General features: G+C 43.2%; 9 protein-coding genes. All 9 read right to left on the reverse strand.

The genetic code is table 11. The annotated features are described in order from the left end of the window. Positions 1-6: 6 nt before the first annotated feature. On the reverse strand, positions 7-2,418 hold the full coding sequence (locus tag HX021_RS04645; protein WP_286588788.1) for a glycosyl hydrolase 115 family protein: 2,412 nt from the start codon (positions 2,416-2,418) through the stop codon (positions 7-9). A gap of 15 nt (positions 2,419-2,433) precedes the next feature. Next, positions 2,434-4,962 carry an alpha-L-arabinofuranosidase family protein gene (locus HX021_RS04650; RefSeq protein WP_286588790.1) on the reverse strand — a complete coding sequence of 843 codons (2,529 nt, stop codon included), beginning with the start codon at positions 4,960-4,962 and terminating at the stop codon, positions 2,434-2,436. 96 nt (positions 4,963-5,058) lie between these two features. Then, the gene (locus HX021_RS04655; protein WP_286588791.1) at positions 5,059-6,366 is read right to left on the reverse strand and encodes a rhamnogalacturonan acetylesterase; all 1,308 of its coding nucleotides are present in this window, start codon (positions 6,364-6,366) and stop codon (positions 5,059-5,061) included. Positions 6,367-6,694: 328 nt separating this feature from the next. Beyond that, positions 6,695-7,765: a glycoside hydrolase family protein gene (locus HX021_RS04660; protein WP_286588794.1), complete on the reverse strand. Its 1,071-nt coding sequence runs from the start codon at positions 7,763-7,765 to the stop codon at positions 6,695-6,697. 469 nt (positions 7,766-8,234) lie between these two features. Continuing rightward, on the reverse strand, positions 8,235-9,602 hold the full coding sequence (locus HX021_RS04665; protein WP_286588796.1) for an FGGY-family carbohydrate kinase: 1,368 nt from the start codon (positions 9,600-9,602) through the stop codon (positions 8,235-8,237). 12 nt (positions 9,603-9,614) lie between these two features. After that, positions 9,615-10,889: a sugar isomerase gene (locus tag HX021_RS04670; RefSeq protein WP_286588797.1), complete on the reverse strand. Its 1,275-nt coding sequence runs from the start codon at positions 10,887-10,889 to the stop codon at positions 9,615-9,617. A 79-nt stretch (positions 10,890-10,968) separates the two neighbouring features. After that, complete coding sequence (locus tag HX021_RS04675; protein WP_286588798.1) at positions 10,969-13,092, reverse strand: bifunctional aldolase/short-chain dehydrogenase; 2,124 nt, start codon at positions 13,090-13,092, stop codon at positions 10,969-10,971. 137 nt (positions 13,093-13,229) lie between these two features. Next, complete coding sequence (rhaT, locus tag HX021_RS04680; RefSeq protein ID WP_286588800.1) at positions 13,230-14,306, reverse strand: L-rhamnose/proton symporter RhaT; 1,077 nt, start codon at positions 14,304-14,306, stop codon at positions 13,230-13,232. Between the two features lie 270 nt (positions 14,307-14,576). Then, positions 14,577-16,898 carry a DUF5703 domain-containing protein gene (locus HX021_RS04685; protein WP_286588801.1) on the reverse strand — a complete coding sequence of 774 codons (2,322 nt, stop codon included), beginning with the start codon at positions 16,896-16,898 and terminating at the stop codon, positions 14,577-14,579. Between the last annotated feature and the right edge of the window lie 2 nt (positions 16,899-16,900).

Raw genomic sequence — 16,900 nt, forward strand, 5'->3', positions numbered from 1 at the left:
GTATAATTAATAATAGACATTAACTTCATCAACCACTACCCCATCGTCCAGTGCTTTGATGCGCAATATTTCTTGCTGCACTGAAGCCACTTTAAATTTAATCGTTCGAATAGCTTGATTCCGCAAGACATTCTCTTTCCATTCTTCACTCCGTCCTATAGTCTTATATGAAATAGCGGGCGAATGCTGTGGTCCCAGGGAAACCTCAAAACGCAAATCATCTGAGGAGACCGGGTGGGTAGGCAGCAAGTGGACAACAATGGTCACAGAGTCGCCCTTTAATCCTTTCAGTCGATAGCTGGCTTCTACGCCCAATGGAATAGCTGCTGCCTGCCCTTGATAACCTAAACCCTCATATGCTATTGAACCTTTTAAATCTTTACCAGGAATTCTTTGGCCAGGCTCAGCATTGTTGGCCATCGGAACCGCTGCTTTTTCTTCTACAACCGTATCGAAAACAGCCAGGTTTCTTGGTTTAAAATCCATCATATCCTTCCACTTTCCTTTGTTCATGGCATTGTATTGCGCAGTTAAGGTAACGATTTGATCATATGCAGCATGGCTTTTTTGCCATTTAGCTTTGCCATGCCGTGCCAACTGTGCATAAAGGTGTTTCTCGTTCATCTTGGCCGCTGCGACCACAGGGTACAGGACTAATTCAAAATAGGCGTCCTTTCGATCTGGTGGAACAGCTGCATCAATTGCTGTAACAGCATCTTGAATATGTTTATACTGTACCAATCGCTGCTGAATCTGCTGTTCGGACCAAGGCAGGTCTTTAACAATTTTATAGGCTGGGTCTTTCTCTTCGGTACGTGTATTACCCATAAACTCCGGTTTTCGGATATGGGCCAACCGATAGTGTTCCTGCATAATCGGTCCTATTTTTTTTGCCAGCCTACTTCCAAATTCCCGACGCAAGAAATGATTCATATGCTGGTTGACACCTATTTTTTGTACCTGATCCATATTCCAGGCCATGTCCATCACTAATTCAATCTGGTATTCGGCAGGCTTAATATCCCCGACATTGACAATCCACATTTTCCGCACATCATGCTGATAGGCTGTACTCAACTGTTGATAAATCAATGCCGGGCTCATTGTCGACAGCCAAAGATAATCATGGGGCCTACCCCAGTAAGACACATGATAATACAATCCATTGCCGCCCGCTCTGTTTCTTTCTTTCTGATCTGGGAAGTGGGTGATATAGCCATAATTATCGTCACACCACATCAATGTTGTATAATCAGGAATAGCTATACCGGCACGATACACGTCCAATACCTCTTTATAGGGTATAACGACTTGGGGAATCTGCGCTGGATCAGCATTGACATATTTTTTCAACAGATCCGTTTGATCTTTAATTACTTCATTGAACGCATCTTTATAAGCTGCTGTTGTGTTGACACCCTCCATTGCTCCATCATGTTTACCGCGCATACCAAGTGTAAATATGTTATGGGACTGACCGAGTGTTTTCAGTCGATCGGACCAATAGTCAACAATTTCATTTTTATTTGTCAAATAGTTATAGGCCCCCTTGCCTACGATATCCCATTCCGTCGCACTATTTCTAGCGAGGGGCTCACAATGAGATGAACCGATATATATTCCATATTTTTCGGCCATTTCCCGATTTCCTTGAACAAAATAGAAAGGGACAGTTACTTCATGCATTGCTGGCCAGATTGAATTAGCCCGAAGCCGTAATAACAATTCAAAAATACGGGCATAAGTCTTCGGCCCGATCGTAGCCATTTTTTTTGTTTTCGATGGATCAATTCCTGCATCCAACTTAGCTTCGGGTTCATAAGTTTTGCTGCTCCAAGGTGTCAATCCCCAGTCCTCGTCATTTAAAAAAATACCCCGGAATTGCACTTTAGGAAATTGCTTATCTTCGAAATCAGCTGGAAGAGAAACAGTTGATCTTTTACGCGGAACTACATCAGCCCACCAACTCCATGGAGAAACACCTAATTTTCTGGAAATTTCCATCACACCATACGCCGTCCCTCTGGCATCAGACCCAACAATCAACAGTGTAGGTACTTTTTCCAGTTGAATCACTTTCAAATAATATGCCTCCCATTTATCGCTTATATCAGCAAGAGAAATATGATGATCTTTTATCAATTTGCCAATAACGGGATCGTTTAATTCCCCGATAATAATCGTCCCAGGGTCAGCATGGCCGATTCGTCTAAAAGCAGATTGGCCCACCTGCTTTGCATCTGTAGCCAACAGTGCCAGTGCAGTTTCAACCACGGTATTACTGCCTCCATAATAGATATTCGCAGCCCGATCATTTTTGATCAGATTGAACCCTGAACCGGCAAACAAGGGCACAATTGCCAAACAGAGATGAATAAAAACTAAAATAGACTTTTTCTGCAAAGCTGAATATATCATATGATTTGAATGAGGCTATTTCGCACCCGATTGAATCCGGATGATGGTCAACGAATAAGGCGGCAATTGTTGGTTTTTAAGCTTTTCAACTGCCATGGTCTTTTCTTCGGGTTTTGCCGTTTGACTTTCCAATTTTCCTGTCAACTGAGAAACAATAGCCTTATCAGCTTTCAAATGGAGTTGATCCAATTCCAGTTGTATGTTGACCGCAACTGGCAAAATATTGACCAGTTTTACAATGAGCGACTGATCTTTCGGATCTTTAACAATAGAAAATGCCACACGCTTCTGTACCTCAACAGCAGTATTAGAATAGCTTGCTTCTACCGGAATATATTCCGTTCCGTTATTTCGCCCAAATAATTGCTGTACGTAATAGGATGGTGTTAAATTCACATCGGTATTGGAGAAATAAATAAGATCAGGACGCCATTGGGTGTAACCATCTTTAGCCAACAGGGGTGCATAAGAGGCCATCTTAACGACGTCACCATTTCTTTCCAATGCCGTGAGATAGGCCGCTTCAGCCAATGCAACTTCCAAGGTACTCGCCCGCCCATGAATATGGGCAGCATATTCGCCCAAATAAACCTGAGATTTGCTTCGATCATATTTATCATAGAAGTCTTGATTATGAATAAACCAGCCCGGTGTCTGATAATAGTGTTCGTCCATAATGGGAACGCTTAATTTATCCGCGATTTTCCAACCTTCTACATAGTCGGTTCCTTCAAAAAAAGGCCCTGCTGTACCAATAACCTGTATTTCGGGATATTTTGTCCGAATAGCCTTGTAAATCATGGTAAAACGCTCCTCGAAGACATTTGATATTAAATCTTCGTTACCAACACCAATGTATTTTAGGTGAAATGGTTCAGGGTGCCCCGCGGCAGCACGTACCTTTCCCCAGGTACTATTTTTATCACCATTGGCCCATTCAATCAAATTAAGAACTTCCTGGATATAGTCATCCATATCTTCCATGGGGATACCACACTGTTGTCCGCCCAATGGATGACCGTGAGCGCCTGAATTTTGGCAGGGTACTCCAGCTGCTACTACTGGAACAGCATAGGCATCAATATCTTCACAAAATTGAAAATACTCGTAATACCCCAGGCCCACGGTTTGATGATATCCCCACATATTGCGTTGCGGCACACGACTTTCTAATGGTCCTACAGTATTGGACCAATGGTAGATATTTTCAATACCATCCCCATGCGCTAAGCAGCCCCCGGGGAAACGGACAAAACGCGGATTTAAGGCCGCAATAGCCTCGGCTAAATCCTTTCGTAATCCATTCTTACGACCTTTAAATGTATGCTGAGGAAATAAAGAAATCAAGTCCAAATCCAATTGTTGTCGATCAGTAAATACAATTTCCAATATGGCATCCTTACAGGTCGCATTGGATGTCAATACCAATTGATATTTTTTCCAGTTTTTACTGTCAATAGTTAAGGATTTCTCAGCGAGAACCTTTCCTTCTCTCGTACTCATCCGGATCTTTAGTTTACGTGCATTACCAGCGGTCCCTCTTCCGAAAAATGAAAGATCATAGCGTTCGTTCTTATTCAAGGCAATCCCATCATAGCCCATATTTCTGAGTATACCTTCGCCTTGCAGCCTGGCATAATGTTTATTATTGGGATGAATGGGATTTATACTGTCAATATGAAATTGTCCCGAGCCATCCATACGCCAAGCAGTTTTCGCGTTCCAATTTTTATCACGGCCTTGTTTATCACTCAATTTATATTCAAAGTCTCTATTTTGAATCAATTCTGCATAAAGACCTCCGTCTGCGGCATAATTAATATCTTCAAAAAACACACCCACCAACATATCACTGATGGACTTGGTTTGCCCGACCTTCGGCGTCAATTTGACATCCAATGGCTTTAGTCCAGGGAAGTGGGCATCATCGTCAATGCTTCGTTCAGACCATTGTTTTTGCTTAAGCAGAGCGAGATCATAATGCTTGATTAATTCTTTAACTACAGGCCATGAAACTTTCAACTTGGTTCCACACAAACTTTCGCCATTAATGGAGATATTCTCACGAGCCAACAAACTGTTTTTCACAAAAGACAGTGTTGATTTATCCAAATCATTTAATCTAACATAATAATCCTGCCTGCCCCAATTGAAAAAATCAGTTGTAAAGGTATATGCATAAGCTCCATTACTTTCAGGGCCTAGTTGCCATGCACAGGACCAACCACCTCCATTTCGAGGGAATAACACAGGATTTATCATCCGTTTTTCTGATCCCCAGCGTCCATAATCTGATTTTACAAAGGCAAGATCCTCTCCAATGGAGTTCCATTGCTTACCGTCCAGACTCCAGGCATATAACAGTCCTTCTCTGCCAGCGTTCTTTTCTTTTGCATAAGCAAAGAAATAGACCGAATCCGGCTCAGAAGTCCTGCTGCTATGGGCATATGCGGACGTACTGAAAACCCAAAATAGACAAAAAAAGCAGATCGCTTTTGTCAGAAAAAAATAGTAGGCTCTAAATTTGAAAATAGCGCGTTCCATTGGTTATAATTAATCAGAAATATTTATAAATGTAAAAATCACAATTATAAAATACAAACATTTATTATATTATTAGAACATGATATCAATACAAAACTAATTGCCATCTGGTTTTATCACACTATTAATCAAACTCGGAGGCCAATACCAAGTCTTAAAGTCATTTGGGTGATGCGGATTAAAACCTTGAAAATCTACGATGTGCTTAGCTAAGCTCAGCTGATTTTCTTCAATCCCCACCAACACCATCTTTGCAATCTCATATGCCCCATAGGGATTAAAGTGTGTATTATCAGCTAGTGCATTTTCCTGATTTGGGAAAGTATGAGCTGGATAGTGAACAAATGCTCGTTTGGATCCTTCAACGCCCAATGCTTCATAAAATATACTGGTTTTCTTATTAAGGTCGATCAAAGGGACTTGAAGTTCTCTGGCGACCTTACGAGCTGCAGCTGGAAAGTCACCTAACGTTTGTCGCAAGTGTCCCTGTTCATCAAATGAGCGTCGTGCTGTCGAAGTTAGTATAACTGGAATACCACCTTTCGCACGAAATTCACGAACAAAATAACGCAATCGTTCACTGTATCCTTTATACGCACCCGCATTTTCTCCTTTTTCCTTTTGATCATTGTGCCCAAATTCGATCAATAAATAATCACCAGGCTTGGCAATAGAAAGAATTTTTGCCAACCTTCTTGAAGATAAAAACGAACTTAATGCCAATCCAGATTCAGCGTGATTAGCAATGGCAACACCTGTATCAAAAAAGCGGGGAATCATTTGTCCCCAAGACGCCCAAGGTTCATCTTCCTGATTTACCACAGTAGAGTTACCTGCCAAAAATATGGTAGGAATAGAATTGATCGATTCAATACGAAGGTTTGATATACAATTTGTTTGTTGAAACTCTAAAGTCAATTTATCATCCCAGTCCAATTTTTGCTGCTCACGCGGCTTCTTCAATCCAACGATGCCATCAGAACCGATCTTGGGGTCTTTAATATGCACAATAAAGCTTTTCTCTAACGATTGTTTAGGTAACACCTGTTGATTTTCAATGTGTAATCGCCTGGATTCAGACCGTACTGTACTATGATAGGGTTTATCGCTGATGCCATGATAGGTAATCGTAATTTTATAATTTCCTTCAGGAACTTTGACCGAGAAGTAGAATGGTTTATCGCTAAAAAGACTGTTATTCTTTAGATCAATCCTGACATTTTGTTCCGTTGAAAAATCAAATCCATACCCCATCGCATCCGTATAAGATTGGATTTGCTTGAGAGAAATTACAGCCTGATCTTTTCTAGCGTCACCAAAGCTAAATTCCTTAACAATCTGTTTAGCAAACAAAACATGACAGCACAGCATAAAAAATACAATCGTTAAGACTAATCTCTTCATCTTTAAATTTTATAAATTTATAAAAAGTCGATTTTTGGCATAAAATCAGAGGTATTCAGCATTCTGAAGACCTATTTAGTGTAAACTCTAAACGATCAGTAGCGTATGGTCCGCCATTACGGGGCAAGACCAGGTCTCCGATAAGGCTATCCATGGCAACAGTTCAGGACAGCTGAACCATTATAAATTAACAACTTTACACATCATATAATAATTGGTATAATTATTCAATAATTTTAGGTTTTCAATAAAAGGTTTCCTTACTCCCGTTTGGAAACCTTTTATTTTTCAGTTAGGAATACTTGAGTACAGACTACCTATCGATATATTATTGCCAAGCTAAGGTACATTTTCCTAAACCAAAAAAGACTTTCCCTTGCTTCGTATAGCGTGCGGTGTAAACGACGGTAAACGATCCATCTTCTTCTTCGATCGCTCCCAATGGTGTACGGGTAGCATGGTCACCGGCATCGGCCCACAGGTTGTTGGGCGACTGTACCTTCAGCCGGCGCTCTCTAGCCCAATGGATACCATCGTCAGAAAGGCTATAGCCGATTTCCTGATCACCAAAAGAATCAAAAATCGCGAGATAGCCACCAGCTTTAAGTTCTGTAACTTCTACATTTTCATTAAAAATAGCTGAAATCGGGATGGGATTTTGTCCTTCGGGCAGTCGTGTCCAGGGACCACTTAATCGGGGAGCTTTCGCCATCCCCAGTGGCCAATCGCTCTTGGGCACATGATTATGTCCATCGTAAAATGCATACCAGCTATCCCCTACCCGATAAGGATTGAATGCTGCGATAGCTTGCTGCCCTTCCCAGGACTGACTGTTTGCATCGGGCTGCAAGACAATACCCATATCGACATAAGGTCCTGCTATACCATCCCGACCCGCAGCCGTTGATTTTGCCCGCCAGATGCGGCCTTCATAGTCATATCCTTCAAGTTCGCCCCGGGCCTTGTCACCGCCACGATAGGCCACATAAAAGATATTCCAGGCCTGCTCTTCTTCATTAAATTCAACAGCGGTCACCCACACTTCTGAGCGCAGGTTAGTTGCCGAACGGCCAGGTACACTCTCAACGACGGTGAATTCCCGTTTCCAGGTTACCGCATCTGTACTTGTCCAATAGGCAATCCGCATATCCAGGTGTGGCCGACCAAACATTTCATTGACAAACATGTGATATACGCCCTTGATTTTGACAACCTGACCGGTTTCAAAGCCACTTTTATTGCCGCTAGCGCTAATATCAGGGTGCTTATGGTCAATAATTGGGCCTTCTTGAATCTGTTTAACGACTAATTCCTTTTTTCCCTGTGCACAAACTGTTACAGCCATTAAAATACTGATTATTAAAGCACTGAAGTATAATCCCACTAATTTTTTACGCATGGTTATCTTTTTGATCAAATTGGTTTTTTATTATCCTATTACAACCTGTTTGCTCCTACTTATGCCCGTAATGACAGCACAATCACTAGTTTACGGATGTATTATTCCAATAAAAATAATCAAGCTTTTCCTAGCAACTGTTCTGTACCGTTATGTCCATCAACAGTTCAGGACAGTCAAATCATTTCTTTTCATGATCTTTAAACCATCATATAATAATTAATATAATTATTCATAATTTTAGGTTTAAAAAAGGTTTTCATTCTCCCCGTTTGAAAGCCTTTTTTATGTTCAATTGTATCATGGAGATAACCGCTCTTAGTCCCCCTGATTTATTCTCTTCTGTATATCCTTCCCATTCGACCAATTGCTTAAAAAGCTGCTGTAGTCCCATAAAAAAGGCCAGGCAACGAATTGCCTGACCTCACACGATAACTAATAAAAAAACTAAATTTATTCACCTAATCCATTAATGTAATGCTTGTTTTGTTCTGAAATAACGCAGCTCAATGATATCATTTGGGATGGCTTGCGTGTTCCAATGGTCGTGAATGACGAGTGCCGCTCCCAGGGCAGTGGCCTGCGCCATGGAGGCACCGAATACTTCACTGTTGGGAAAGGCTTGTGCGAGTAAGGCCATATAGATCGGATTGCGGCTAAAACCACCATCCACAAATATGCGCTGTACGCCTTTTTGGTTCATCACCAGCGATGTTGTTTTAATCTGTGCCTTGACCAAATGCATGATCAGCACATGATAAGCCTCGCTGTAATTATCAAAATGGCTCAGGTCAATGGATGCAAAAGCAGCTAATTCTGCTGAAATATCCAAAGCCTGATATTTTTCAATAATGTCCCAGTCCAATGTAATCTGTTTGAATTTCCCGGTAGATACCTGAAATGCTTTAGCAATCCGTTTCATCTGTTCCTCGTGCTCATAGCCCGCAAACAAACGGGATGCTTTGACCGGTTTGCCCGTATAGGTCATATATAAGAGACAGTCGTTATTCAACTCATCTTTGGTCAGCGGATCCATGTTAAATGGATTGAATGATATGCACCAGGTGCCCGTGGAAATCAAGATAAAAGGTTCATGAAAATTCAATAAATAGGGGATCAATGCCGAGGAACTATCATGCAATCCACTCCCCACCAGATACCCACTACCTGGAAATGTTGCCCGATATAAACGATCTCCAGGTACAATAGGTGCCATTTTTTCGATGATGCCGCTATCCTTCACCCATTGATGGTAATCATTTTTCCGATAATCCCAGAGTGCTGTATGACAGCCTATACTGGTCATATCTGCATAGGGCGTGCCCGAGATCAGATAACTCAGGTATTGGGGCAGGTGAAGTGCCCATTTTACTTCCTTGAAGATCGCCGGTTTCAATTTGGACAGACGATAGACCTGCAAACCTGAATTGAGGCTTCCCAAACTTGGCGAGGAGGTTTCCGTCGAAAATTTTTCCTTGCCGCCATACTGTGCATAAAAGGATTCCAGTAATTTTTTCGGATATTCTTTCAAGTAATTGTACAAGGGTGTCAATGGGCGGCCATCTTTGTCGATATAGACAAAGCTTGCTCCATAGGAGGTGAAGTTAATGGCTTTGATCTCAAACTCCCCTTTCCGAAATACTTCATGCAATGAATCAAACACAGATAGGCGCAAACTTTCCAGGTTTTCACAGGGATCGCCGTCTTCATCTACTGTTTCCAAAAAACGGGCCGACCGTTCAAATACGATCTGGTACTGTTCGTTAAATAGAAACAACTTCTTGTTCGTCTTCCCGACATCAAATATTGCCACTACCGGTATTGGTTTCCCCTTCATTTCTCTCCTTCTTTATAAACCGGTGGCTACGGTATTCAGGCCACGTTCGGCGATAAGTTGATCTCTTAATTTCGTCTCATTAAACAACTGAACAGGGTTCAATGCTGCCCCACTGCGCAAACGCGCTTCAGCTACCAGTGACCTCACATCGGTGCGGAAAGCATCCTGCAAAATTTCCTGTGCTTTAACCACGTCGTTTGCCTGTTGCGCCTGCTTCAAAGCAGCACGATCCACCAGCAATGCCTGCGCGTAAGCGATCTTAATGGCTTCCACAGATTGCAATAAGTCCACCAATGGATCTTTCAGGTTATGTGAGGCATCGATCATCCAGCCCAACCCTGAAGCATGGTCTATCCCATTGCGATCCATGCCATCAATCAGCTCATTAAAAATCAGAAACAATTGATAAGGCTTGATGCTTCCCGCCGTAAGATCATCGTCTGCATATTTACTATCGTTGAAATGGAATCCACCCAATTTGCCTTCCATCAGCAACAGGGAAACGATCTGTTCAATATTGGCATTGGGCAAATGATGTCCCAAATCCACCAAGGTATAGGCCTTAGGGCCTAATTTATTGGCCAGCAGCAGTGACTGTCCCCAATCACCGATCGTCATCGAATAAAAATAGGGTTCAAACGCTTTATATTCGACAAATAGCTTCCAATCCTCCGGTAGATGCTTATAGATTTCCTGTAAACTCGCCAAGGTATTTTGAAAAGCATCCCTAAAATTCAATTGCCCGGGGAAGGATGATCCATCTGCCAGCCAGACTGTCAACGCTTTCGAACCGACAGCTTTACCATAGTTGATCACTTCAATATTATGAGCTATAGCCTGTTGACGAACTTTGGGGTCCACATGGTGCAATGAGCCGAATTTATAGCTATGCTCCTGTCCGACCTGATCCTGAAAGGTATTGGAATTGACAGCATCAAAACCGATTTCCAGGGAAGCTGCCAGGGCCTTTATTTTTTCGCTGTCCTTAGGAATATCCCAGGGAATATGCAAGGATATTGCACCGCTGGACTTATTCAGGGCATGAAGTAGGCCTACATCTTCAATTTTCTGCTCGAGGGTACCTGGCTCACCTGGGCCAGAAAAGCGACCAAAACGTGTCCCCCCTGTTCCCAAGGCCCAGCTCGGAATGGCAATCTGGAATTGTTGAAGTTTTTCGATAATGGGCTCCACATTTGGTATATCCTGAGCAAGGTGGCCAAATGCTCTTTTATGTTTATCGATGAATTGGTTATTGTGCTGATTTATAATTTGCTTATCAAGAATCATAATGTTTTGGTTGTTGTAAAAAAATCGTTAGGTGCCGCGCCTGTTTCCCTTTCCACACGCGACACCTAAGATATAAAAATTAGCGTACAAATGCCATTGCCACGCCACCATCAACGTTCAATACATTTCCGGTCGATTTGTTCAACAGTCCGCCCACAAAGGCAAAACAAGCGTTGGCAATATCTTCAGGTAAAATGATTTCATTGAGTAGCGTCCGTTTTGCATAATACGCTGGTAATTCCTCCACTTTCACACCATAAGCTTTTGCCCGGCCTTCAGCCCAGCCTCCGGCCCAGATATTGCTATCTGAAATCACCGCATCTGGATTGACTACATTCACACGAATACGTGCCGGTCCAAGTTCTGCTGCACATAGGCGGCTTAAATGTAACTGTGCACCTTTGGCGCTGCCGTAACCCGTATTATTTGGGCCACTGACCAAAGCATTCTTACTGACAATATTCAGGATATCACCGCCAATATCCTGACCTTTTAATACGGGTGTGGCTGCCTGTGTAACCAAAAACTGTCCCTTTACAAGCACATCATACAAGAGGTCCCAATCTTTCTGGCTATGTTCTTCAATGGATTTAGAAATCGATAGGCCAGCATTATTCACAATGATATCAATTCCACCAAATGCCAACGCCGCGTCCTTCAGTGCAGCATGAATCTGCTCTTCATTGGTGACATCGATTATTGCTGAGATGACCGCATCTTTACCAAAAGCTGTAATGAACTCCTGCTCAGAAGCTGCCAGGCGCTCGGCGTTGATATCATTCAACACGACCACTGCACCTTCCTGCGCCATCTTTTTGGCGATTGCTTTCCCTATTCCACCGCCACTGCCAGTGACCAGTGCAATTTTTCCCGACAGTGGTTTGGGCTTCGGCATACGTTGCAATTTCGCCTCTTCCAATAACCAATATTCAATATCAAAGGCTTCCTGGCGTGGTAAGGCCGTATATTCACTCACCGCCTCAGCGCCTTTCATCACATTGATTGCATTCGTATAGAACTCTGCTGCCACACGGGCGGTCTGTTTATCTTTGGCAAAAGAAAACATCCCCACACCCGGGTACAATACGATAACCGGATTTTTATCACGGATGGCAGGACTATTATCATGTTTGCAGCTTTCATAATAGGCGGCGTACATGTTGCGATATTCTTCAAATAATGGCGTCAGTTTTGCTTTCAGCTCTTCGACATTATCCAAGTTCTCCGACTTATCAATGTTCAACACCAACGGTTGGATCTTAGTTCTTAAGAAGTGGTCTGGACAGCTTGTCCCTAAGGGGGCCAAACGGGTCAGGTCATTCGAATTAATAAATTCCAATACCCGCTCATCATCCGTAAAATGGCCGATCATATGGCGTTCGCTAGAACAGAATCCTCTCAGGATAGGCGCTAATTTGGCAGCTTGTGCTGCACGCTCTTCCTCAGGTAGGCTCGTTTCCTTTTGACCAGCAAATACAGGTCCTTTTTTTCCATAATTTTGCTCCAGGTAGGTCGCACAGGCTTCAATGACATCCAAGGAGTTGATATAACATTCGTAAGCAGTGTCCCCCCAGGTAAACAAACCGTGTGAACCCAGCATAATACCACGAATACCCGGGTTTTCTTCCAAACAGGCTCTTAATTGTAGGCCCAGATCAAAGCCCGGACGTTGCCAGTCCACCCAGCCTATAGTTCCCTTAAACAGTTCCTGCGTGATTTGCTTACCATCTTTCGCTGCCGCAATGGCAATTGCGGCATCAGGATGCAAATGGTCGATATGCTTAAAAGGCAGGAATCCGTGCAATGGCGTATCTATCGATGGTGCTTTGGAAGCTAAATCATAGATACAATGATTAAATAATTCGACCATCTCATCCTCATGTTCAATACCGCGATATACATTCTCCAGATTGCGGAGTCGCTGTAAGTACAATGCTGCAAGGCCTGATTTTTTAAGCGTACCAATATCGCCTCCTGAGCCCTTGATCCACATGACCTCTACTTCCTCTCCAGTCAACGGGTCTTTTTCCGTCACTTTACAGGATGTATTTCCACCACCATAATTTGTTATACGTAGGTCAGCGCCTAAAATATTTGAACGATACAGCAGTAAAGCAACCTCATCACCTGCTAGCGATTGTGCTTTCTGATCGTCCCATAAATAGTTTACATGTTTGTATGTTTTCACTTTGTCTATATTCATATTAAGTCATTATTTTTTAATAGCTGTTCTAATATATCCATGCGTTTATGATAACTGCATTGTTTCCAGAGCGCAAAAGGGTACTCCTGATCTATTGCCGTTTGGATCCTGTCAATCGCTTTAGCCGGTCATACCTATTATTTTTCCAATGTTTTTGCAAAGCCGACCACACCGATCGAAATAATGATCGTTACGATACCGGCAATGATTGAACGGTACGTTGGCTTGTCGACGCCTTTCCATTCTTTGAGCGCAACACCCCAGGCATTTGAAATCAAAATGATAAAGGCCATATGCAGGATCCATGAGCTTGCTCCATTACCCAGTCGACTTTCCCCCATTCCATAAAAGAAGAACTGCAGGTACCAGGTTGTACCGGCAAGCGCGCAAAGCAGAAAATTTTTGGCTTTCGGTGCCGCGGGTTTACCATAATCCCGATAACTTCCATTTTTTAAGAGCAGATAAGCGCACCAGATAAAATTGGTGGTGAAGCCACCCCAGAGGATGACAATATAAGTCACATTATTCTGATAGAGGAATTCACCCTGTCCTGGATGGGCGGCCTTCCAAAATGCATTAGCCACCTCGGCCATTGGTTTGCCAGCTTCGATACCAAAATTGAAACAGGCACTTAAAATACCGGACACAATCGCCACGATAATGCCCAGTCCAAAATTGTAATCCGATTTTGTTTCCTTGGACAAAGAAGATAGGTGCTTTTCTTTGGACATGCCGGCTTTGCCACAGAGGTATACGCCCAAAACACAGATCATGAGACCGATGAAAATACATATTCCCGAATGTGTGGTAAAGAAATAATCGATACCGTGCTTACCGGCTGTTTGATTGAAGAAATAATAAATACTTGGCATGAGCGAACCAAAGACCATACTGAGCCCCAGAATAATGCTGCTGCCCAGCGAAACACCAAGATAACGTACCCCTAATCCATAGGTAAGTCCACCGATTCCCCAAAGTAATCCAAAGAGAAATGTATAACCCAAAATGGCTGCATCCGTACTGTGGATAATCGTCACAAAGTTTGGGATAGTCAATAGGGCGGCAATCGGAGGAACGATGATCCAGGAAAATAGCCCGCCTAGAATCCACATGGATTCCCAAGACCATTCTTTCACTTTTTTGTACGGCACATAAAAACTTCCCGAGGCGAATCCGCCTATGAAATGAAATATAACTCCGAAAACTGCATTCATATATACGTTATTTAGGTTCTTAGGGACTAAGTTAATTCTTTGACTTTTCAGAACTGTTATGCACTGTTATGATCCCCTCGTTTGCTGGGTCAAAAACACAAAGGTGCTGTCCAAAAAAATTGGACAGCACCTTTGTGTTTTTGGTATACACTTAGCCCAACGATACGGGGCTCAACGATGAAAGCCTGATTTTTTTCGTCTTAAGTGGCTTACCTCACTCAGCGTCATTCGTTACGCTATGACGAGATAACCGGCCATTCAGGACAAAAGTTATTTTAAAAGATTGACAATGGCAGCTTCCCGATCCTTTGGAAAAACGTTCAGTTCAAGCAGTTGCCCATTTTTCAACCGTCCTTCGACAATGGTCTGGTTGGGTGCATGCAATTTGAAATCCACATCCCAGTCCTTAGGCCAGGCTGGAAACAGGTAAATCTTATCATCAGTTGCCTGCATCAGCATTTCCTGCAGTCCGATCATGCCAGAGCCACCCCAATTATGATCCGGCACCCAATCAAATCCGGGTCCCCAGAATGTTGGAAATCGACGGTCAGCATTTTTGAGTTTTAAGACCGTGAGTTCTTTTGCTTCTTCGGTCAACCCCAGGCGTGCAGCAAAAATATTATGCTGTTTCCAGCCGACGTGGCTCCGGAATTTAAGCACATCGGGATCGTACTTGTAGGTATTTATCGCGGTAGCTAGATCGGGTTTACCAATACCATAAATTCCCCAGGGATATACGGCATATAACTGCGGTGATTCTGTATTGTTGACCCTCGCCCATTGCTGTGCCGGTGCCAATAATGTTTTTCCGTTCAGCTCGCGTAATGGCAAGGGTGGAATACGTGTCAAAAAGCCCTGCAGATAACTTTTAAGTATTGGATCGACCAGCGTTTCCGGCAAGGTCAGCATCCGGCGGGTCACCTGCTGTAAGGCCGTTATGGTCGTTGCTGAATTATAAGCCATTTTATACGTTTCGGCCGAAGAACCTGGATAGAGCACAAGGTGCCCTTGATCGTCCAGGACTTTACTCCCCCGCTGACGTGCTCGATATTGATAATGTTCATCAAAAAAACGTAGGCAGCTTTCGATAAATGGAATATACGCATGAATATTAGCGCCCTGATAACGTTCTGTCTCCAGCATCATCATGCAAAACTCCAATACCGTATCCCACTCATATTCTAGCCAGGCATTGTATTCAAGACCTTTGTCAAAATCTTTTGGCCGTTTCCAATTGTATTCTGCCGGATTGGGAAGACCGAAATTTTCGATCTGTTCGGTAAAACTCGCTCCCGCATGCCCCCAATAAATCTTGGACCGCCACTCGGCATTTTTTAGTATCCGTTGATAAAACTTGAACTGCGCCGGAAGCATATCAAAATCCCCACTTTTCAGCATGGGCCAATACACCAAACGCTGGTTTTGGGCCGTATGCGTTCCCCCACCCCAGTTTCGGAAATCCGGTGTAAAATTAAAACTGCTATCGATGCTGACAGGATCATAGGTAAACAATCCTCCATTAAACTTTGTTGGGTAATCGCCATAGGCATTACAGGCCAACATAAACCGAAATAACTGATAGTTCCGGCCGACCTGCCAAGCGGTATCGTTAGGGTCTTTCTCTCCGGGCTGGATAACGATATGGCTTCGGTCCCAAAAGGATTTCCACCAGGATTCTGTCGCCTGCTTGCTGGATACCAATGTGGGCTTGGTTGCTGCCAGCTCCTTTAGTGTTGTCTTCCATGCATGCTGTTCAGTCTCCTGCCCCACATGTAAGGTCACTTGAAGTGCATGATGGGTTTTTGCAGTTTTACTTTTGAGGATCCAGGATTGATACGGCGTATTCATGTAGCTGCCTGACCGCTGACCGGTGTACACAAAATCCCGTCCTTGAACAAGACCACCAGAGATTAACTTTTTCAACGGATTGTACAAGGAGTCTTTTATTGTCGCCAATCCTTGTTGATTCACGACAATATCGAATGCGGTACTGTCCTGATTTTGATGGTAAAAAACAACATTATTTGCTGTTACTTCTATCTGGTCCTTGGGGGTTACCACCGGTTTTGGGGGAGCCCATTTCCAGGAGTTGGCATTATTTTCCTTTTTCTTTGGAAAGAGATCCTGAAAACGCCAGCTTTCATAAGCGGCTTCCACATCGATTTTCCGATTGGCCTTCACTTCAAGATGGACATTGGGACTGAATACATCCACCCAGACCAACACCTCGGCCTTGACACCTTTATGTTCACCTGTCACGACGATATGACCTTTGTCCAACTGCAATTCTTGCCGGAATTTTTGGCCTTCAAAGGGGTTCGGATACAGATGGAGACGAATACGGCCGAGTTTCAACAAGGTGTTATTTTCATCAAATGCGCCTGTTTTGCCCAGGTACAAAAGCAGCTCCCCATGCTCCACCCAAACGTTCAAGCCAATATCCCCCCCACCCACAGGCATCGATTCAGCAGAATTTTTGCTTTGTGTCGTCCAGGAGACGTTATAGTCTTTCCAGTTGAAATCTTGGGCCCGGGCGGGCGCAACGAAAACAACGTACAGGAATAGCATACCGAAGATAAGTTTTCTAGTCATCT

This window comes from Sphingobacterium sp. N143 (assembly GCF_030325625.1).
Classification (GTDB): domain Bacteria; phylum Bacteroidota; class Bacteroidia; order Sphingobacteriales; family Sphingobacteriaceae; genus Sphingobacterium.